The sequence below is a fragment of the Pantoea vagans genome (assembly GCF_004792415.1).
In the GTDB taxonomy this organism is placed as follows: domain Bacteria; phylum Pseudomonadota; class Gammaproteobacteria; order Enterobacterales; family Enterobacteriaceae; genus Pantoea; species Pantoea vagans.
On the sequence record NZ_CP038853.1, the window covers coordinates 264953 to 285984 of the forward strand.

The following is a 21032-nucleotide window of genomic DNA, read 5'->3' on the forward strand; positions in this document are numbered from 1 at the left end:
CGCTGACGCTGACCCTCACCGATTATTCCGGACGATTAAGGAGCCGAGCAATGCGAACCCATCCCACCTTCCTTAACCTGGTGTTGTTAAACGGTGAACCCGGCCAGAAGCTCCAGGCGGCGCGTGACGCCGGTTTTGATCAGGTCGAGATCTGGCGCGAGGATGTTGAAGCCTGTGAAGGCGGTGCAGCGGCACTGGCTGAGATCAGCGCACGACAGGGACCTGGCTTTACCAATCTGCAGGTGCTGCGTGATTTCACCGGCGCCCCCAGTGCGTTGCGATCTCAGAAGCGCGAAGAGCTGCGTCAGTTCATACAGATTGCCCAGGCGCTGGGCTGTGACACCATTCAGGCACCGGCCAGCACCCGTGAGGATTGCTGTGCCGACCAGATTGATGATGACCTGCGCTGGATGGCTTCTGAAGCCGCGCGCTACAACATGCGCATTATGTATGAGCCGATGGCCTGGTGCAGCGTGGACAACACGCTGCCGCTGGCGTGGCAGCGATTGCAGCGGCTCGATCAGCCCAATATCGGGCTGGTGGTCGATCTGTTCCACATCTGCGCGCTGGGTGGTGACGCTTCTCATCTGGACGGCATTCCCGCCGATCGCATCTATGAAGTACAGCTGTGTGATATGGCCGCCGTTCCTGCGCAGGATAAGCAGAGCCTGATGGCGATGGCGAAGCACCAGCGTCTGCTGCCCGGCGATGGGATTATCGACGTTGAGCGCTTTGTCGATAAGCTCAAAAGCGCGGGCTATCAGGGACCGGTGGGAATCGAAGTCTTTAATGATGCGCTGAAACGCCTGCCGCCCGAGGTGGCTGCCCGCCATGCCTGGCAGGCGTTAACGCGCTGCTGGGGTTAATCCTGTAAGCACTGCCCGATAAACGCGGCGGCGTGCATGGCACCCTGAGCGGAAATGGTGTGGCCGGTGGCGGGTTCAAAGCGCGCGTCGACCGGCACCGCCGCGGCTCGCAGCCGGGCCGCCGCAGATTCGCTCTCCTGCCACGGGATGACGTCATCGGCCTGACCGTGAATCAGCAGCGCGGGTACATGAGCCTGCGGGGTTAATTCACCGTCAACCGCCAGGCGACCGGAAAAGGCGACCACGCCCGCCAGCGGATAACGGCCAGACGCCAGCGCATCCAGCGCCATGATCGACCCCTGGGAGAAGCCCACCAGCACCACATCCTGCCAGCGGTCGGCAAAGCCATGCTGCGCGACAATTTCATTGAGTGTCGCATCAAAAGCGGCCCGTGCCGCCCGAACCCGACCTGGCCGGTTTTCTGGCGTTACGTCTGTCAGGCTGAACCACTGCCAGCCAAAACCGGCGGGAAAACGTTCAGGTGCATTGGGCGAGGCAAAAACCACATCCGGCAACAGCGTCGCCCAGTGACGGCCAATCGGTGCCAGATCGTCGCCGTTACTGCCCACGCCATGCAGAAAAATCACCAGTGCTTTTGCCATCATTGCTCCTTTTATAAACCGTATTCACTCAGATCAGGACCCGCCGGAACGATGCCGTTCGGGTTCAGCGCCTTGATCGAGTAGTAACCCTGTTTGATATGGTCAATGTTGACCGTTTCACGTACGCCAGAGACCGACAACATGCTCTTAAGATAGCGGTTCAGCAGCGTATAGTCGCGGATCCGGCGCAGGTTGCATTTGAACAGGCCATGATAGGCGACGTCAAAGCGAATCAGGGTCACAAACAGCCGGATGTCGGTTTCCGTCAGCCGTTCACCCAGCAGGAAGGTACGACCATCGCTGAGCAGCGCCTCCAGTTCATCGAGCTGGCTGAAAACGTCGTTAAACGCCTGCTGATAGCTGACGGAGGTAGTGGCAAAGCCCGCGCGATAAACACCGTTATTCAGACGCGGATAGAGGCTCTCATTCAGCGCATCAATCTCCGCACGCAGCGCGGCAGGATAAAGGTCGATGCGGTTATCGGCCAGATCGCCAAAGCCGCTGTTAAACATCCGCACAATGTCCGCAGACTCGTTGCTGACGATGGTGGCAGTTTTCCTGTCCCACAGCACCGGCACAGTGGCCCGCCCGCTGTAGTCGGGCGCGACGCGGGTGTAAATTTCATGCAGGTATTGCGCGTTATTCAGCGGATCCGGCTGCGCGCCGGGAAAGTTGCCGAAGCGCCAGCCCTGAGCGCCAAGCTGCGGCTCGACCACCGTCACGCCGATCAGCGATTCCAGCCCCTTGAGCTTGCGGGCGATCAGCGCACGTGACGCCCACGGACAGATCAGCGCCACATAAAGGTGGTAGCGATCGGGTTCGGCGGCGAATGCCGTGGAGCCATCGCTGCTGATAAAGTCCCTGAAGCCGGACGTCTGACGGACGAAGCCGCCCTGTTTATCGGTAGCCTGCACCGGATGCCAGTCACTACTCCATTTGCCTTCTACTAACATCGCGCGACTCCTCTCTGTTTTGAGAAGCAGCTTAACTGATGACTAAACGGCTGATAATCCGGTTATAAAGACAATCATTTCTTCCATTATGGACGGAATCAAGCGGGCGGAAAGCGGGTAAAGTGAGTGACCAGGAAGTCGATGAGCAGGCGCGCGCGATGCGCCAGATGACGGGCGGGCGGATAAACCGCAAACAGGCCCAGCGGCGGCGTGTCGAAGTTATCCAGCAGGCGGACAATATCACCCTGTTGCAGCGCGGGAGCAGCGATGAAACCGGGCAGACGCGCAATACCTAATCCGGCGACGGCCGCCTGCAGACAGGCTTCGGTGTTGGCAAAGCGCAGACGGCCACGGACCGGCACGGTGACGATCTCACCATCATCACCGGCAAACGGCCAGTGCCAGGGATCGCGGAAATTGGTGTCGATAATGCACTGGTGCTGCGCCATTTCCCGCCAGTGCTGTGGCGTACCAAACTGCTCAAGATAGATCGGTGACGCAGCAATGCGGACATGCACTTCGCCCAGCTTGCGCGCCACCAGACTGCTGTCGCTGAGGTTGCCGATGCGGATCGCCATATCAAATCCCTCGTCGACGATGTTCACGGCCCGGTCGGAAAAGCTGACATCCAGTTCAATCAGCGGATAGCGCCGGGCAAACGCCACCAGCACCTGAGAAAGCACCGCCGTGCCAAAGGAGCCGGGCGCGCTGATTTTCAGCCTGCCGGTGGGGGTGGTGGCGCTTTCACGCACGCTGGCATCCAGCGTCTCAAACGCATCGAGCAGGTTTTTTACCCGCTCATAATAACTACGGCCAACGTCGGTGGGCGAGAGGGCGCGCGTGCTACGCTTAAACAGCTGGACGCCGAGCTGCTGCTCCAGCTTTGAAACCAGTTTAGAAGCCTGACTGCTGCTGGTACCGAGACGCAACGCTGCCGCTGAAAAGCTGCCGGTTTCCAGCACCGTGACAAACATCCGGTCACAATCGAGTCGATCCATGGCGAAGTCCTGAAAGGGTAAAGTCGCAGTATAGAAGCTGCGGCCAGGCGTTGCAGCCTTCACTTTGCGTGCCTTAACCCTTTCGCTGCCGCGGAAAACCTGCTTGACTGACGCTCTGCCCGACGTTCTCTGGAGTAATTCATGTCGCTGATTCACCTGACGTCACTGGCGGCGATCCCGGCCGCCGAGTGGGATGCGCTGTTGCCTGATGACCAGCCGTTTTTGCGCCACGCTTTTCTGCTCACCTTAGAAGAGAGCGGCAGCGTGCGGCCTGAATCGGGCTGGCAGCCAAATCATCTGCTGTGGCGGGAAAAGGGCGTGACGCGCGCCGCGCTGCCGGGCTACCAGAAATATCATTCACAGGGCGAGTATGTCTTTGATCACGCCTGGGCGGATGCCAGCCAGCGCGCCGGGATCCGCTACTACCCGAAATGGCTGGGGGCGATTCCCTTCAGCCCGGTCAGCGGCGCGCGCCTGCTGGGTGACGCGTCTGCTTCTGCACAGCTGCTGTCGGCCCTGCCGGAGAGCCTGTTGCAGCACGGCTTAAGCGGCGCACACATCAACTTTACCGATGCGCAGGCGAACCGGCTGCTGACCGATCAGCCCGACTGGCTCTCCCGGCTCGGCTGTCAGTATCACTGGCACAACCGTGGCTACCGTGATTTTCAGGATTTCCTGGACACGCTGATGTCGCGCAAGCGCAAACAGCTGCGTAAAGAGCGTGAGCAGGTGGCGCAGAGCGGCTTTGAGTTTGACCGCTATCTGGGTTGTCAGCTGCGTGAAGATCAGTGGGATTTTGTCTACACCTGTTACGCCAATACCTACGCGGTGCGCGGCCAGCGGCCCTACCTGACGCGCAACTTCTTCAGCCTGCTGGCAGAGCGGATGCCGCAGAATATTGTGGTGGTGATCGCCCGCTTGCAGCAGCAACCGGCGGCGATGGCCTTTTATCTGCGCGACAGCAATACGCTCTATGGCCGCTACTGGGGCTGTCTGGCGGAGTTTGACCGGCTGCACTTCGAAACCTGTTTTTATCAGGGGATGGATTTAGCGATTGATGAAGGGCTGACGCGATTTGATGCGGGGGCGCAGGGCGAGCACAAGCTGGTGCGCGGCTTTGAGCCGCAGATTACCCACTCCTGGCACTATCTGCTGCATCCTGGCCTGCGCGAGGCCGTGGCAGATTTTCTGGTGCAGGAGCGGGAAGGCGTACGCGGCTGGGTGGAAGAAGCGCGCGACGCCTTACCCTATCGACGCGGCGATTAATCGACGCCGACAAATCCGCCGGTCTGATGCTGCCACAGTCGGGCATAAAGACCGTTCTGCGCCAGCAGCTCCTGATGGCTGCCCATCTCGGCAATGCCGCCTTTATCCAGCACCACCAGCCGATCCATCTTCGCAATGGTCGACAGGCGGTGCGCAATGGCGATAACGGTTTTGCCCTGCATTAAGGACTCCAGGCTCTCCTGAATGGCGGCTTCCACTTCAGAGTCGAGCGCTGAGGTCGCCTCATCCATGATCAGAACCGGCGCATCCTTCAGCAGCACGCGGGCAATCGCCACACGCTGACGCTGACCGCCCGACAGCTTCACGCCGCGCTCGCCCACGTGCGCGTCCAGCCCGGTGCGGCCCAGCGAGTCGGAGAGCAGCGGAATAAACTCATCGGCGCGGGCGCGGTGAATGGCCAGTTGCAGCTCCTCTTCAGTGGCGTCGGGACGGCCATAAAGCAGGTTTTCACGAATCGAGCGGTGCAGCAGCGAGGTATCCTGGGTAATCATGCCAATCTGGCTGCGCAGGCTCTCCTGGGTCACAGTGGCGATATCCTGATCGTCAATCACAATCCGCCCACCGTTCAGGTCATAGAGGCGCAGCAGCAGGTTCACCAGCGTCGATTTACCGGCACCCGAAGGCCCAATCAGACCAATCTTCTCACCAGGTCGGATGTCGAGGTTAAAACCGTTAATCACCTGACGGCCGCCGCCATAATCGAAGCGCACATCCTCAAAGCGGATATTGCCGCGCGTCACCTTCAGCTGCTTCGCCTGCGGCGCATCCTGCACGCTCAGCGGCTGCGCAATGGTGTTCAGGCCATCCTGCACCATGCCGATGTTTTCGAAGATGCCGTTGACCACCCACATGATCCAGCCGGACATATTCACCAGACGAATCACCAGCCCGGTCGCCAGCGCAATCGCCCCGACGCTGATCAGCGACTGGCTCCACAGCCACAATGCCAGGCCGGATGTTGAAACAATCAGCAGGCCGTTCAGTGCCGACAGCGTCAGATCCATGCTGGTGACCATGCGGCTGGCGTGCTGGGTTTTGTCTGTCTGCTCCTGAATCGCCTCACGCGCGTACTGACGTTCCAGGTCGCTGTGGGCGAACAGCTTGATGGTGGCGATGTTGGTGTAGCCGTCAACAATGGTGCCCATCAGCTTTGAGCGCGCTTCCGAGGAGACCACCGAACGGGCTTTGACCCGCGGTACAAAGAAACGCAGCGAGGCGCTGTAGGCCACCATCCAGATAATCAGCGGGATCATCAGCCGCCAGTCGGCACCGGCAAACAGTACCAGCGAGGTCACGGCGTAGATCAGCACGTGCCAGATGGCGTCCACCAGCTGCACCGCCGAGTCACGCAGTGAACTGCCGGTCTGCATAATGCGCTGGGCAATACGCCCGGCGAAATCGCTCTGGAAGAAGTTAAGGCTCTGACGCAGCACGTAGTTGTGATGCTGCCAGCGGATCATGCTGGTCATGCTCGGGCTGATGCTCTGATGCACCAGCATATCGTGCAGGGCGATAAAAACCGGCCGCAGAATCAGCGCCACCGCGCCCATCCACAGCAGTATCGGCCAGTTATCCCGGAACAGGGTGGCGGGCGTAGAGTGATTGACCATATCGATAATGCGGCTCAGATAGCTGAACAGCGACACTTCAATCAGGGCTGATGCCAGCCCGACCACCAGCAGCGCGGCAAAACTGGGCCAGACCTGGCGCAGGTAGTAGAGGTAAAACGACCAGACCGTTGAGGGGGGCGAATCGGTGGGTGCGTCCTGAAATATATTGATAAAACGCTCAAAACGACGATACAACATAGCGATACTCTTTCCGTCCGGTAAAGAGCTACAGCTTAGTGCATGAACCCCATTCGGCTAACAGGAGAAAATATGGAAATCACAATTCGGGCACGGGAACCGCAGGACGCTGCCGCTTATCAGCGGCTTTACAGTCACCCCGACGTCTATCCCTGGACGCTGCAACTGCCGTTTCCCAGCGTCGCCACTTGGGAGAAAAAAATCGCCAGAATGGATGCCGAGGGCTTTATCGCCTTTGTCGCCGAGATCGACGGCGTGCTGGCCGGCGAACTGACGCTGTTTGTGGATAACAAGCCGCGCACCCGCCACTGCATCAGCTTTGGGCTGGGAGTGCATCCCGATTTTGGTGGTCGCGGCGTCGGTGAGCGCCTGATCCGCACCGCGCTCGACTACTCCCGCAACTGGCTGGGCATTACCCGTATGGAGCTGGAGGTGTTTCACGACAACGATCGTGCGCTGCGGCTCTATGAACGACTGGGCTTTGAGTGGGAAGGGGTCAAACGCCAGGCCGCCCTGCGTGACGGTCAGCTGCGCGATGTGGTGATGATGGCGAAGCTGCTGAACGGGGAGTGATAACCGGCGCGGCAATGCTGCCGCGCCGTGTTGCGTTACGGATTTTTAGGGCTGTAGTGCTGCATGTTCTGCTGTGTGACCAGCTCAAACGGGATCCACTGGTGGGCGTCGACCTTCTGGCCTTTGATCATCTGCTGCGCCACCTCAACCGATTTTTTACCCTGACCCACGGCATCCTGAAACACCGTCACCGCCAGTCTGCCGCTCGCCAGCGCTTTCAGGCCATCCGGTGTGGCATCAATGCCGCCGACCAGAATGGTTTTCTTTGGCTTCGCCTGGGCAATCGCCATGGTTGCGCCAATCGCCATCTCATCATTGTTGGCAGCGACAATATCAATCGCTTCTCCGTTCGACAGCCAGTTGAGCATTAAATCCATGCCCTCATTACGCGCATAGTTGGCAGTCTGCTTCAGCACCACTTTCATGCCGGGATACTTTGCCACTACCTGCTCCACATCCCGGGTGCGCTGCAGTGCGCCCGCATCGCTGAGATTACCGATCATGATGGCGACATTGCCACGGTAACCGGCCTGCTTCGCCAGCGCCTCCATCTGCAACGTGCCCGATTCGCGTTCGTCAGAGCCGACAAACACCACGCCCGGTGGCAGGGTTTTATCGCCCGGCGTGCGGTTAACGTAGACCAGCGGAATGTGCGCCTGCTGCGCCAGTTTCGTCAGGGCTGGGGTGCTGGCGGAGTCGACCGGATCGACAATAATCGCATCCACCCCGGCGCTGATAAAGCTCTGCACCTGGTCGGTCTGACGGCCGACGTCGCCGCGTGCATCTTCGAACTGCGCATCCAGCTGACGCGCTTTCGCCTCTTTCTCAATCGACTGGCGAATAATAGTCAGGAAGTTCTGGTCGAAATAAGCCATCGAAACGCCAATCTTCTCTGCCAGCGCCGACGTGGAAAGAGAGAGCAGACAGAGTAAGGCCCATGCGCGTGTTTTCATTGCGGACTCCCGAGGTTAACCGGATGGAATGGATTTTTCATTTATTATAAAAATGGATAAATAGGATCATCTGCAGCTTAGAAATTGCCGTCAGGTTTGACAAGCCGCCCGTTTCACTCTTGCTGGCGTCGCCACACTTTGCTGCAAATTCGTCGCGTCATAGCTGCCCGGGCCGGTTAAAACCCCGATCGGGTGCACACTCTGCGGCAGAGAGCAGCAGCTTTTTGCGCTTTTGTGCAGCGCCGCACGGGCGGTTGTGGCGGTTGCCAGAAAATCGCTGAATCGGACCCGTCGATCTCTACATCCGCACAATGACCGATGGTTAGCCTCCTATCTATATTTCCAGAAGCGGGAAATCTCAGCGTTATTCCTGAAAAAAATCTCGTGGCGCAACCTGCCGCTTTTTAAGGAATTCAGCTCATGCCTAAAGATGCAACGCCTCAACGGACCACCCATGTCCGCATCGGGATCCTCTGCCTGATCCTGTTTTTGTCAGTCGTGGCTTACGCCGACCGTTCGATCCTCTCGATCTCCGGATCGGCGATCAAAGAGGAGTTCGGCCTGTCAGCGATCCAGCTCGGATTGATCCTCTCGGCTTTCAGCTGGGCCTACGTTATCGGACAGATCCCCGGTGGACTGTTTCTTGACCGCTTTGGGGCCAAAAAAGTGTATGGCATCACGCTGGCGCTCTGGTCTGTTTCAACACTGGCGATGGGCTTCGTTGGCGAGTTCTCCAGCGGTATGACCGGTGCGCTGATGCTGATGTTTGGTCTGCGCTTTATGCTGGGACTCATTGAGGCGCCCAGCTTTCCCGCCAATGCGCGCGTGGTGATTATGTGGTTCCCTGGCGCTGAGCGGGGACGGGCATCATCGCTGTTCAGTTCGGCGCAATATTTTGCTGTCGCCATCTTCTCGCCGCTGTCAGGCTGGCTGGTGTCGCGCTTTGGCTGGGAATGGCCATTCTTTGTGCTGGGCGGTATCGGCCTGCTGGCGGTGTTTGTCTGGACGGCCTGGATGCGCGAGCCGCGTAATCACCCCGGCGTGTCGGAAAGTGAACTGCGCCACATCATTGACGGCGGCGCGCTGGTGGATATCGATGCAGCGCAGACCCTTAAGGCCCGGCCACCGGTCAGCAAAGCGATGTTCAGAAAGCTGTTTACCAATCGCATGCTCTGGTGCGCCTATCTTGGTCAGTACTGCATCATCGCACTCAGCTACTTCTTTATTACCTGGTTCCCGATCTATCTGGTGCAGGCGCGCGGTATGAACATCATGGAAGCGGGATTCGCCACCATCGCCCCGGCGGTGTTTGGATTTCTCGGCGGGATCAGCGGCGGTTACCTGTCAGATAAGTTAATCGCCCGGGGCTGGAGCGTCTCCTGGGCGCGTAAAACCCCCTACATCGTCGGCATGCTGATGGCGTCGAGCCTGGTGCTGGCGGCGATCATTCCCGGTAATGGCGGCATCATCGCCATTATGTCCTTCGCCTTTTTCGGCAAAGGCATCGCGGCGGGCGCAGGCACCTGGACGGTAATCAGCGACACCGCGCCCAAAGAGGCGGTGGGTCTGGCGGGGTCCATTTTTAACGGCATCGGCAATATTGCCGGTTTCACCACGCCGCTGCTGTTCGGCATCATCGTCGGGCTGACCGGCAGCTATAGCATCGGGCTGGCGTTTGTGGCGGCACACTGCGTGGTCGCGGCGCTGCTGTTCCTGCTGGTGATGGGACCGATTGAACGCGTCGGCGAAGAGAGCGCTCACCCGGCAGTCTATAACAATCAGGAGAAAGAAGATGGCATTAAAGCAATGTAATGTGCTGATCAAAGGGAAATTTCTGCCACCAGAGCTGATTGAGAATATCGAAAATGCGTTCACCGCCTTCCGGCTGTGGGAGGCGGACGATGAGGCGGCTTTTCTGACTGAACAGGGTGCTGCCATCGACATACTGGTCACCAGCGGCAATGCGGTGATGGGCGCACCCGCCGCACTGATCGCGGCATTGCCCAACCTCAAAGCGATCTGCAGCAACGGCGTCGGGTATGACAGCATTGATACGGAAGCCGCCCGGTCACGCGGCATTGTCGTCACCAACACGCCCGAGGTGCTGAATGATTGCGTCGCCGACCTGGGTATGGCGCTGCTGCTGGATGTGGCGCGCCGCATCAGTGAGGCTGATCGCTTCACACGTGCCGGGCACTGGACGCAGGGTCGCTTTCCACTGAGCAGCAAAATTGGCGGCAAAGTGTGCGGCATCGTCGGGCTGGGCAATATCGGCCAGGCGGTGGCCAGGCGCGCACAGGCGTTTGATATGCAGATTCACTACTACAACCCGCGTTCACGTCCCGACGTGCCCTTTACCCGGCATGAGAGCCTGATAGCGCTGGCGCAGCAGGCCGATTTTCTGGTGCTCACGCTGCCGGGCGGGGCCGCAACGCGGCATATCATTAACGCAGACGTACTGCAGGCGCTGGGCCCGCAGGGCTATCTGATCAACATCGCGCGCGGCAGCGTGGTGGATCAGCAGGCGCTGGTGGCGGCGCTGGAAACCGGGCAGATCGCCGGTGCCGGACTGGATGTGTTTGAACAGGAGCCGCAGGTGCCTGATGAATTGCGTCAGCGCGACAATGTGGTGATTACGCCACATATCGCCAGCAGCACCCGCGAAACCATGGCGGCGATGGCCGACCTGGTGTTTGAGAACATGCTGGCGTTTGCTCGTGGAGAGCCGGTGCTGACCCGCGTAGTCTAACGGCAACAACGACTTAACCATGATGGACAGAGAGTGAGGCAGGAGGCCTCTCCTCTGACCACTCGCCCGCACGCCGCCTCCGCACAAAACAGCCTGAAGAATATTTGTCCAGCTGCCGATATCACCTTACCACCCGCTGATCGTAAGGAGTGATAGCGTGATAAAGCTGATTACCATTGATGAACTGCGCCCAGGGATGTTTATCCACAAGCTGGAGGTCTGGTGGATAAAGGACCAGCGCATTCATAATCAGATGCTGATCACCGATCCACGACAAATCGCCACGTTACGCAGTGAAGGGATCCGCCAGCTCTGGATCGACCTCGATCGATCCGTGCAGGCGCCGATCGCCACCTCGATCGCGAAAAGAACCATTGGCCGCACTCCGTTTTTTCAGGAGCTGGACCAGGCACAGCTGATCTTTCAGCAGGGCAAACCGAAAGTACTGGCGATGTTTAACGAAGCGCGGCTGGGCAATGGTCTGAAGCTCGATTATATGATGGACCTGGTGGATGACATCGCCGGTTCGATCACGCGTGAACCCTCAGCGATGCTCAGCGTGGCACGGCTGAAAAATCATGATGACTACACCTATCTGCACTCCATGGCGGTCTGCGGGCTGATGATTGCGCTGGGTAAAAAACTCGGGCTGGATGAGCAGCAGCTGCGTCGGGTAGGAATGGGCGGTTTACTGCATGATGTCGGCAAAGCCGCTGTGCCGCTGGCGATCCTGAACAAAGCGGGCAAGCTGACGGAAGAGGAGTTCAGGGTGATGCGCGAGCACCCGGTGGTGGGCACGCAGATGCTGATTGAAGCCGACGCCGATGACGATCTGCTCGATATCGCTCTGCATCATCATGAAAAATATGATGGCAGCGGCTACCCGCACCGTCTGAAAGGGGAGGCGATTTCGTTCTATGCCCGGATGGCAGCGGTGTGTGATGTCTATGATGCGGTCACCTCAACCCGCTCCTATCGCAACGGCTGGACACCGGCAGAGGCGATGCACCAGATGCTGAGCTGGCGCGGCCACTTCGATCCGGGCCTGCTGCACACCTTCGTGCGAACTATCGGCATCTATCCGGTAGGCTCGCTGGTGCGTCTGGCCTCCGGCCGGGTGGCGCTGGTGGTGAAAGCGGGGGAAAAATCGCTGATGCGTCCCTGTGTGCATGTCTTCTGGTCGCTGCACGCCCAGCGTGAAGTGAAACCGGAGGAGCTCGACCTCGGCGACAGTTTCTGCACCGACAGCATTGTGGGCGCAGAGGACAGTACGCTATGGGGTAACGTCGATCTCAATCGTATCTGGGCGCTGGAAGTCGCCTGATTTTTCGCCATTTTTACACTATTTTTACGCCCGCCCGCTGCATTTTAACCCCTTCTTTATACGCCTCCGCGCAAGCTAAGCCATAAATCCAATCCTCTGGAGGTTCCTGTGAGCGTGGGCGTAATAACCGGCATTGTGCTGGTGGTGTTGTTACTGGGCTATCTGATCTATGCCCTGTTAAATGCGGAGGCCTTCTGATGGCGGCCAATGCTTTTTTACTCATCGCATTTTATCTGGTGCTGCTGATGGTGCTGGCGCAGCCGCTTGGACGGGGCCTGGCCGCGTTAGTGGCTGATAAGCCGGTGTTTGCCCGTTTTGAAGCGCCGCTGTGGCGACTGCTGGGCGCGCAGCAATCGGAGATGCGCTGGCCGCACTACCTGCTGGCGATTCTGCTGTTTAACGCGCTGGGCTTCGTGGTGCTGCTGGCCATACTGCTATTGCAGGGTTCGCTGCCGCTGAATCCGCAACAGCTGCCTGGCCTGAGCTGGCATCTGGCGCTCAACACCGCCGTGAGCTTCGTCACCAACACCAACTGGCAGTCCTACAGCGGCGAAAGCACCCTGAGCTATTTCAGTCAGATGGTGGGCCTGACGGTGCAGAACTTCCTCTCTGCCGCAACCGGGATCGCGGTGGCCTTTGCGCTGATCCGGGGTTTCGCTAATCGCAGCTCTTCCTCTCTGGGTAACGCCTGGCGCGACCTGACACGCATCACGCTCTACGTCTTACTGCCGATCAGCCTGCTGATGGCGCTGTTCTTTGTCAGTCAGGGCAGCATTCAGAACTTCGCGCCTTACCACAGCTTCACCACACTGGAAGGCGTACAGCAGACGCTGTCGATGGGACCGGTGGCGTCGCAGGAAGCGATCAAAATGCTGGGCACCAACGGTGGCGGCTTCTTTAACGCCAACTCCGCCCATCCGTTTGAAAACCCGACGGTGCTGACTAACCTGGTGCAGATGCTGAGCATCTTCCTGATCCCGGCCGCGCTCTGCTTCGCATTTGGCGAAAGCGTGCGTGACCGTCGTCAGGGCCACATGCTGCTGTGGGCGATGACGCTGATGTTTGTCGCGGCGGTCGCCGTCGTGATGTGGGCCGAACTGCAGGGCAACCCGCATTTCCTCCAGCTGGGGGCCGACAGCGCCGTCAACATGGAAGGCAAAGAGACGCGCTTTGGCATTCTTAACAGCAGCCTGTTCGCGGTCATTACTACCGCGGCCTCCTGCGGGGCGGTCAATGCCATGCACGACTCCTTTACCGCGCTGGGCGGCATGGTGCCGATGTGGCTGATGCAGCTGGGTGAAGTGGTATTTGGCGGCGTCGGTGCCGGTCTCTACGGCATGCTGCTGTTTGTACTGCTGGCGGTGTTTATTGCCGGGCTGATGATTGGCCGTACCCCGGAGTTTCTGGGTAAAAAAGTCGACGTGTGGGAGATGAAAATGACCGCGCTGGCGATTCTGGTTACCCCGGCGCTGGTGCTGATCGGCACCGCGCTGGCGATGATGACGGACGCTGGTCGCAGCGCAATGGCGAACCCCGGCATTCATGGCTTCAGCGAAGTGCTCTACGCCGTCTCCTCGGCAGCTAACAACAACGGCAGCGCCTTTGCCGGACTGAGTGCTAACACGCCGTTCTGGAACCTGTTACTGGCGGTCTGCATGCTGCTGGGCCGTTTCGGCATCATCATTCCGGTGATGGCGATTGCCGGTGCGATGGCGGTGAAAAAAGTGCAGCCGGTGGGTAACGGCACGCTGCCCACCCACGGTCCGCTGTTTATTGCCCTGCTGATCGGCACGGTGCTGCTGGTGGGTGCACTGACCTTTATTCCTGCTCTGGCGCTGGGCCCGGTGGCTGAGCATCTGCAACTTGTTCAGGGACAATCCTCATGAGTCGTCAACAACAGGCGTTATTTGACGCAGCGCTGCTGCGCACCTCGGCCTGGGATGCGGTGAAAAAGCTCGACCCGCGGGTACAGTTCCGCAACCCGGTGATGTTTGTGGTCTGGCTCGGCAGCGTGCTGACCACGCTGCTGGCGCTGACCATGCTGTCTGGCCGCATCAGCGGCAGCGCCAGCTTTACCGGCGCGATTGCGCTCTGGCTCTGGTTCACCGTGCTGTTCGCCAACCTGGCGGAGGCGCTGGCCGAAGGGCGCAGCAAGGCCCAGGCCAGCAGCCTGAAAGGGGTCAAAAAGACCAGCTTCGCCAAAAAACTGTCAGCGGCGCGCTATGGCGCGGAGTGGCAGCAGGTCAGTGCCGATGCGCTGCGTAAAGGCGACGCGGTGCTGGTCGAAGCGGGCGACATCATTCCCTGCGACGGTGAAGTGATGGAGGGCGGTGCCTCAGTGGATGAGAGCGCCATTACCGGTGAATCTGCACCGGTCATCCGTGAGTCAGGCGGTGACTTCGCCTCAGTCACCGGCGGTACGCGTATTCTCTCTGACTGGCTGGTGATCACCTGTAGCGCCAACCCGGGCGAAACCTTCCTTGACCGGATGATCGCCATGGTGGAAGGGGCGAAGCGCCGTAAAACCCCGAATGAGATCGCCCTGACTATCCTGCTGGTGTCACTGACCATCGTGTTCCTGCTGGCGACCGTCACACTCTGGCCGTTCTCGGCATGGGGCGGCACGCCGGTCAGCATCACCGTGCTGGTGGCGCTGCTGGTCTGTCTGATCCCGACCACTATCGGCGGCCTGCTGTCGGCGATTGGTGTGGCGGGAATGAGCCGGATGCTGGGTGCGAATGTCATTGCGACCAGTGGACGTGCGGTGGAAGCCGCAGGCGATGTGGATGTGCTGATGCTCGACAAAACCGGCACCATCACGCTGGGTAACCGTCAGGCGACCCAGTTCCTGCCCGCGCCGGGCGTCAGCGAAGAGCAGCTGGCCGACGCCGCGCAGCTCGCCTCGCTGGCTGATGAAACGCCAGAGGGCCGCAGCATCGTGGTGCTGGCGAAGCAGCGCTTTAATCTGCGTGAGCGCGATCTCAGCAGCATGGGTGCCAGCTTTATTCCGTTCTCGGCGCAGACCCGCATGAGTGGCGTAAACGTGCAGGGCCGGCTGATCCGCAAGGGCGCGGTCGATGCGGTCCGTCGTCATATCGAAGCGAACCATGGCCGTTTCCCAGCCGAGGTCAATGCGCAGGTGGAAGAGGTGGCACGCAGTGGCGGCACGCCGCTGGTGGTGTCCGAGGGCGCGAACGTGCTGGGCGTGGTGGCGCTGAAAGATATCGTAAAAGGCGGCATCAAAGAGCGCTTTGCCGAACTGCGCAAAATGGGCATCAAAACGGTGATGATCACCGGCGATAACCCGCTGACCGCCGCGGCCATTGCGGCGGAAGCGGGCGTGGATGACTTCCTGTCAGAGGCGACACCGGAAGCCAAGCTGGCGCTGATCCGCCAGTATCAGGCAGAAGGACGGTTAGTGGCGATGACCGGCGACGGCACCAACGATGCGCCTGCCCTGGCGCAGGCGGATGTGGCGGTGGCGATGAACTCCGGTACGCAGGCGGCGAAAGAGGCGGGCAACATGGTCGATCTCGACTCGAACCCGACCAAGCTGCTGGAAGTGGTGCACATCGGTAAACAGATGCTGATGACGCGCGGTTCACTGACCACCTTCAGTATCGCCAACGACGTGGCGAAATATTTCGCCATTATTCCGGCGGCGTTTGCGGCGACCTATCCGCAGCTCAACATGCTCAACGTGATGCAGCTGCACTCGCCCGCCAGCGCAATTCTGTCGGCGGTGATCTTTAACGCCCTGGTGATTATCTTTCTGATCCCGCTGGCCCTGAAAGGCGTCAGCTACCGCCCGCTGAGTGCGGCTGCGCTGCTGCGCCGCAACCTGCTGATTTACGGTCTGGGTGGCCTGCTGGTGCCGTTTGTCGGCATCAAAGCGATTGATCTGCTGTTAGTGCTTTCAGGCATGGCCTGAGGAGAAAAAAATGAGTCAGTTACGTCCGGCAATTTTACTGTTGTTGCTGCTTACGCTTGTTACCGGCGTGGTTTATCCTTTCCTCACCACCGGACTGGCGCAGTGGCTGTTTCCGTCCCAGGCCAATGGCTCGCTGCTGGAAGAAGAGGGCGTGGCGCACGGATCCGCGCTGATTGGGCAGAACTTTACTCAGCCCGGCTATTTCTGGGGTCGTCCTTCAGCCACCAGTGATAAAGCCTATAACCCGCTGGCCTCTGGAGGCAGTAATCTGGCCGCCAGCAACCCGGCGCTGGATAAAGCGGTCGCCGACCGCGTCGCTGCACTGCGGGCCGCCAATCCGCAGGCACCTGCAGCCGTGCCGGTTGAGCTGGTGACGGCTTCCGCCAGCGGGCTGGACCCGGATATTTCGCCCCAGGCTGCCCTGTGGCAGGCTCCGCGTATCGCCGCCAGCCGCAACGTGCCGGTCGCGCAGGTCGAGGCGCTGATTGAAAAGATGACGCATCGTCCGCTGATGCCCTTCCTCGGCACGCCGACCCTCAACGTGCTGCAGCTGAATATGGCGCTCAACGAACTGTAATGGTGTTAAGAGCCTATCCCATCAGGCTATTTTATTTGTCAGTCTGAACCTGGGCAGTGCTCAAAATCCTCACGTACTACGTGTACGCTCCGGTTTTTCCGCGCTGTCCGTGTCCAGACTGTCTGCAACAATTACGCCTACTGGCATAGGCTCTAAGGAAGCGATGAACCACGAACCCCAGCGTCCCGATCCCGACGCGCTGCTGCAGGCTAACCGCGAGAGTCATCGCGGGCAGCTGAAGATTTACTTTGGTGCCTGTGCGGGCGTGGGCAAAACCTACGCCATGCTGCAGGAGGCACAGCGGCTGCGTGCGCAGGGTCTGGATGTGCTGATCGGCGTGGTAGAGACCCATGAACGGCCGGAAACCGCGCAGCTGCTGACAGGCTTAACCCTGCTGCCGCGTCGCGCAACCGGCCGTTCGCGTCATGCGGAGTTTGATCTTGATGCTGCGCTGGCCCGCCATCCGGCGGTGATCCTGATGGATGAGCTGGCGCACACCAACGTGCAGGGCTCGCGCCATCCCAAGCGCTGGCAGGATATCGAGGAGCTGCTGGAAGCGGGCATCGACGTGCTGACCACCGTCAACGTGCAGCACCTTGAGAGCCTCAACGATGTGGTCGGCGGCGTCACCGGCATTCAGGTGCGCGAAACCGTGCCCGATCCCTTTTTCGACAGCGCCGACGAAGTGGTGCTGGTCGATCTGCCGCCCGACGATCTGCGGCAGCGGCTGAAAGAGGGCAAAGTCTACATTGGCGACCGCGCGGAACGCGCCATCGAAAACTTTTTCCGCAAAGGTAACCTGTTCGCCCTGCGTGAGCTGGCCCTGCGTCGCACCGCCGATCGGGTGGACGACCAGATGCGCGCCTGGCGCGATCAGCAGGGACGGGATCGCGTCTGGCACACCCGCGACGCCATTCTGCTCTGCATTGGTGACGACAGCGGCAGTGAAAAGCTGGTGCGTACCGCCGCCCGGCTGGCGGCGCGACTTGGCAGTGAATGGCACGCGGTCTATGTCGAAACACCCCGGCTTAACCGGCTGCCCGAAGCGCGGCGACGGGCGATTCTGCGCACCTTACAGCTGGCGCAGGAGCTGGGTGCGGAAACGGCCACGCTGTCGGAACCGGATGAAGCGGAAGCGGTGCTGGGCTACGCCCGCGAGCACAACCTGGGCAAAATCGTCACCGGTCGTCGCCCGCTGCGGCGCTGGCGGCGTGACAGTTTTGCCGAACGTCTGGGCCAGCTTGGCCCCGATCTCGACCTGCTGGTGGTGGCGCTGGATGAGCCGCTGAAAGATGCGCCGCATCCGCTGCCGGATGGCCGCGTCACCAGTGAAAAATGGCGCATTCAGCTGCGCGGCGTGATGATGGCGCTGGTGCTCTGCATCGTCGTCACCGCAGCCGGACAGTCGGTGCTGATCAATTTCGATCCCGCCAACTGCGTGATGATCTACCTGCTGGCGGTGGTGATCGTGGCGCTGCGCTATGGCCGCTGGCCGTCGGTGATCGCCACGGTGATGAATATCGTCGCCTTCGACCTCTTCTTTGTTGCGCCCACCGGCACGGTGGCGGTCTCCGACCTGCAATATCTGGTGACCTTTGGCGTAATGCTGGCGGTGGGCGTCATTGTCGGCAACCTTACGGCAGGCGTGCGTTATCAGGCGCGGGTGGCGCGCTACCGCGAGCAGCGGGCGCGGCAGCTCTATGAGATGGCAAAATCGCTGGGCAGCGCGTTAACGCCGCAGGATATTGCCGCCACCAGCCAGCGGGTGCTCGACGCCACTTTGCAGGCGCGCTGCCTGCTGCTGCTGCCGGATGAGCAGGGTGAGCTGCAACCGGTGGGCGAAGCGTTACCGGCCAGCGAACCGGATCGCGCCATCGCGAAATGGAGTTACAGCAAAGGCCAGCCTGCGGGCGCGGGCACCGATACCTTACCGGCGGTGCCCTATCAGATCCTGCCGCTGAAAAGCGGCGCGCACTGCCGGGGTCTGCTGGTGGTGGAGCCGCAGAACCTGCGTCAGTTGATGATCCCCGAACAGCAGCGGCTGGTGGAAACCTTTACGGTACTGATTGCCAACGCCCTGGAGCGCATGGCGCTGTCGCACAGTGAGGCGGCGTCCCGGCTTTCGGCAGAGCGGGAACAGCTGCGCAATGCGCTGCTGTCGGCGCTGTCGCACGACCTGCGCACGCCGTTAACGGTGCTGTTTGGTCAGGCGGAAATGCTGATGCTCGACCTGGCCAGCGACAACTCAAAATATGTGCCGCAGGCCAGCCAGATCCGCGAGCAGACGCTGAGCACCATCCGGCTGGTGAGCAACATGCTGGATATGGCACGCATTCAGTCGGGCGGCCTCAACCTGCGTGAAGAGTGGCTGGCGCTGGAAGAGGTGATCGGCGGCGCGCTGAGCAGCATGGCACCGTCGCTGAAAGGGCATGAGGTTCAGCTCGATCTGCCGGATGACATCGTGCTGATTAAAGGCGACAGCACGCTGCTGGAACGCGTCTTCACCAACCTGATTGAGAACAGCCTGAAGTATGCCGGTAACAGCGCACCACGTGGCATCCGCGCCTGGTGTGCTGCGACACGGCTGGAGATTGCGGTGTGGGACAGCGGACCGGGCATTGCGGAAGACGATTTAACCCGGATATTCGATAAGTTCTGGCGCGGTGATAAAGAGTCGGCGGTGCCGGGCGTCGGGCTCGGTCTGGCAATCTGTAAAACCATTATTGAGAGCCACGGCGGCCAGATCTGGGCAGAGAACCGACCCGAAGGTGGCGCGGCATTTCGTCTCTCACTACCGCTGCCGCCGGCCCCTGAAATTTCTGACGAAGGGCTGAAATAACTTCACAGTGGATCGGTTATACTTCCGGACCTGTTTGATTATTCGTGGGATTGTATGGAACGTTTTACCGAAAACCTGATGTATGCATCGCGCTGGTTGCTGGCTCCGGTTTACATTGGACTTTCGCTGGGATTGCTGGCGCTGACCATTAAATTTTTCCAGGAAATTTTCCACCTGCTGCCCAACATTTTCAGCATTGCGGAAAACGATCTGATCCTGCTGCTGCTGTCGCTGGTGGATATGACGCTGGTGGGCGGCCTGCTGGTGATGGTGATGCTGTCGGGTTATGAGAACTTCATTTCCAAGCTTGATATCGACGAAGACAAAGAGAAGCTGAGCTGGCTGGGCAAAATGGACTCCGGCTCGCTGAAAAACAAAGTCGCGGCTTCAATCGTGGCCATCTCCTCCATTCACCTGCTGCGGGTGTTTATGGAAGCGCGCAACGTCGAAAACGACAAGCTGATGTGGTACGTGATTATCCACCTGACCTTTGTGCTCTCGGCCTTTGTGATGGGCTGGCTGGACAAGATGTCGCGCTACGATAAAAAGTAATTTATCACCTGGCGACCCGCTGACGCGGGCGCCTGCTTTATCCCTTCCGCTCTGCTCCCCCTGAACGACCTGCCGGCTGCGACGCCGGGCGTGTGCCCGCCAGCTGTGGCATCACCTCTTTGATCATGGCAAAAAAGTGTTGCAGCCTGGCCGGGTAGTAACTCGCCCAGGGATAGGTCAGCCATACCGGCAGCGGCGGGGCCTGCCAGGCGGGCATCAGCTGAACCAGACTGCCGTCCGCTAAATCCTCCTGCACCGCCCACGAGGAGACAATCGCCGCACCCATTCCGGCCAGCGCCGCTTTGCGCACCGCATATAAGCTGTCGCTGCTCAGCCGGGGCGTAATCGCAAGGTTCACCGGCTGGCCGTCGTCAATCTTCTGCAACGCCACTTCATTACGGTAAAAGCTGGTCAGCGCCAGCCACGGCAGATCGCGCAGCTGTGCCACACGTTCTATCGGCGGATGCTCCCCCAGCAGGTGCGGGGCCGCCACCACAATGCGCGGCACTTCGGCCAGCAGAATCGCCACGACCGAAGGATCGGTGGGCGCACCGACCTGAATGGCGCAGTCCACGTTCTCCGCCATGAAGTCGGGCGTGCGGTCATTCAGCATCCACTCGATATTGAGGCGGGGATAGCGGTGCAGATAGTCCACCAGCGGCGCGATCAGCTGATCCTGACCAAAGGCGTGCGGCGCACGAACCCGCAGCGTACCGACCGGGTCATCGCTGGCACCGGTCAGCTCATCTTCCAGCGCATGCCAGGTCGCCAGCAGCTGCCGTGCCTGGGCGTAGCAGCGTTCGCCATCATCGGTGAGTTTCAGCGCATGGGTGGTGCGCAGGATTAGCTTGAGGCCCAGCCGCTGCTCCAGGGTCTGCAATCGGCGGCTGACGGTGGGCTGTGTCGTGCCAAGCTGGGCTGCTGCTGCGGACAGGCTGCCGCTTTCGACGATACGGATAAACGTCTGCATCAGGTCGATGCGATCGCTGCTGTTAGGATTGTTCATACGCGCCACGCATA

The 21032-nt window shown here is 60.1% G+C and carries 18 protein-coding genes; 12 read left to right on the forward strand and 6 right to left on the reverse strand.

All coding sequences use genetic code 11. The features are described 5' to 3' along the window. The first annotated feature begins 50 nt into the window (after positions 1–50). Positions 51–866, forward strand: a complete 816-nt coding sequence (locus tag EGO56_RS01265; protein ID WP_135907496.1) for a sugar phosphate isomerase/epimerase family protein — start codon at positions 51–53, stop codon at positions 864–866. Here EGO56_RS01265 and EGO56_RS01270 read toward each other — a convergent pair. The 3 genes from EGO56_RS01270 to EGO56_RS01280 all read right to left on the reverse strand — a co-directional run bounded on the left by EGO56_RS01270 (position 863) and on the right by EGO56_RS01280 (position 3419). Beyond that, entirely contained in the window at positions 863–1468 is a 606-nt protein-coding gene (locus tag EGO56_RS01270; RefSeq protein WP_135910511.1) for an alpha/beta hydrolase, read from the reverse strand. The two genes, EGO56_RS01265 and EGO56_RS01270, sit on opposite strands and share 4 nt — an antisense overlap. Before the next feature lie 11 nt (positions 1469–1479). After that, a complete protein-coding gene (locus EGO56_RS01275; RefSeq protein WP_135907497.1) occupies positions 1480–2421 on the reverse strand; it encodes a glutathione S-transferase family protein in 942 nt (313 codons plus the stop codon). A 98-nt stretch (positions 2422–2519) separates the two neighbouring features. After that, positions 2520–3419, reverse strand: coding sequence for a LysR family transcriptional regulator (locus tag EGO56_RS01280; protein WP_135907498.1), 900 nt, complete (start codon positions 3417–3419; stop codon positions 2520–2522). 141 nt (positions 3420–3560) lie between these two features. Between EGO56_RS01280 and EGO56_RS01285 the strand changes: the two genes are divergently transcribed. Then, the gene (locus tag EGO56_RS01285) at positions 3561–4685 is read left to right on the forward strand and encodes a GNAT family N-acetyltransferase (protein ID WP_135907499.1); all 1125 of its coding nucleotides are present in this window, start codon (positions 3561–3563) and stop codon (positions 4683–4685) included. Here EGO56_RS01285 and EGO56_RS01290 read toward each other — a convergent pair. Next, a complete protein-coding gene (locus tag EGO56_RS01290) occupies positions 4682–6514 on the reverse strand; it encodes an ABC transporter ATP-binding protein (RefSeq protein WP_135907500.1) in 1833 nt (610 codons plus the stop codon). The two genes, EGO56_RS01285 and EGO56_RS01290, sit on opposite strands and share 4 nt — an antisense overlap. A gap of 72 nt (positions 6515–6586) precedes the next feature. On the opposite strand from EGO56_RS01290, the gene EGO56_RS01295 reads away from it, so the two are divergent. Beyond that, positions 6587–7087 carry a GNAT family N-acetyltransferase gene (locus EGO56_RS01295; protein WP_135907501.1) on the forward strand — a complete coding sequence of 167 codons (501 nt, stop codon included), beginning with the start codon at positions 6587–6589 and terminating at the stop codon, positions 7085–7087. Between the two features lie 35 nt (positions 7088–7122). On the opposite strand, the gene EGO56_RS01300 is transcribed toward EGO56_RS01295, so the two are convergent. After that, positions 7123–8040 carry a sugar ABC transporter substrate-binding protein gene (locus tag EGO56_RS01300; RefSeq protein ID WP_135907502.1) on the reverse strand — a complete coding sequence of 306 codons (918 nt, stop codon included), beginning with the start codon at positions 8038–8040 and terminating at the stop codon, positions 7123–7125. Between the two features lie 420 nt (positions 8041–8460). On the opposite strand from EGO56_RS01300, the gene EGO56_RS01305 reads away from it, so the two are divergent. The 9 genes from EGO56_RS01305 to EGO56_RS01345 all read left to right on the forward strand — a co-directional run bounded on the left by EGO56_RS01305 (position 8461) and on the right by EGO56_RS01345 (position 20012). Beyond that, positions 8461–9852 (forward strand): MFS transporter, encoded by a 1392-nt coding sequence (locus EGO56_RS01305; protein WP_135907503.1) that lies wholly within the window; start codon positions 8461–8463, stop codon positions 9850–9852. After that, entirely contained in the window at positions 9833–10789 is a 957-nt protein-coding gene (locus EGO56_RS01310; protein ID WP_135907504.1) for a 2-hydroxyacid dehydrogenase, read from the forward strand. Before EGO56_RS01305 ends, EGO56_RS01310 begins: the two co-directional genes overlap by 20 nt. 157 nt (positions 10790–10946) lie before the next feature. Next, positions 10947–12113 (forward strand): HD-GYP domain-containing protein, encoded by a 1167-nt coding sequence (locus tag EGO56_RS01315; RefSeq protein WP_135907505.1) that lies wholly within the window; start codon positions 10947–10949, stop codon positions 12111–12113. Between the two features lie 108 nt (positions 12114–12221). Further along, positions 12222–12311, forward strand: a complete 90-nt coding sequence (gene kdpF, locus EGO56_RS01320; RefSeq protein WP_010253443.1) for a K(+)-transporting ATPase subunit F — start codon at positions 12222–12224, stop codon at positions 12309–12311. Next, positions 12311–13999: a potassium-transporting ATPase subunit KdpA gene (gene kdpA, locus EGO56_RS01325; protein WP_135907506.1), complete on the forward strand. Its 1689-nt coding sequence runs from the start codon at positions 12311–12313 to the stop codon at positions 13997–13999. Before kdpF ends, kdpA begins: the two co-directional genes overlap by 1 nt. Continuing rightward, positions 13996–16044, forward strand: a complete 2049-nt coding sequence (kdpB, locus tag EGO56_RS01330; RefSeq protein WP_135907507.1) for a potassium-transporting ATPase subunit KdpB — start codon at positions 13996–13998, stop codon at positions 16042–16044. The genes kdpA and kdpB overlap by 4 nt, the downstream gene beginning before the upstream one ends. A gap of 10 nt (positions 16045–16054) precedes the next feature. Further along, the gene (gene kdpC, locus EGO56_RS01335) at positions 16055–16621 is read left to right on the forward strand and encodes a potassium-transporting ATPase subunit KdpC (RefSeq protein ID WP_135907508.1); all 567 of its coding nucleotides are present in this window, start codon (positions 16055–16057) and stop codon (positions 16619–16621) included. A gap of 163 nt (positions 16622–16784) precedes the next feature. Beyond that, a complete protein-coding gene (gene kdpD, locus EGO56_RS01340; RefSeq protein ID WP_135907509.1) occupies positions 16785–19460 on the forward strand; it encodes a two-component system sensor histidine kinase KdpD in 2676 nt (891 codons plus the stop codon). A 54-nt stretch (positions 19461–19514) separates the two neighbouring features. After that, the gene (locus EGO56_RS01345; RefSeq protein WP_003852093.1) at positions 19515–20012 is read left to right on the forward strand and encodes a TIGR00645 family protein; all 498 of its coding nucleotides are present in this window, start codon (positions 19515–19517) and stop codon (positions 20010–20012) included. A 37-nt stretch (positions 20013–20049) separates the two neighbouring features. On the opposite strand, the gene EGO56_RS01350 is transcribed toward EGO56_RS01345, so the two are convergent. Continuing rightward, positions 20050–21018 (reverse strand): LysR family transcriptional regulator, encoded by a 969-nt coding sequence (locus EGO56_RS01350; protein WP_135907510.1) that lies wholly within the window; start codon positions 21016–21018, stop codon positions 20050–20052. Positions 21019–21032: the final 14 nt, after the last annotated feature.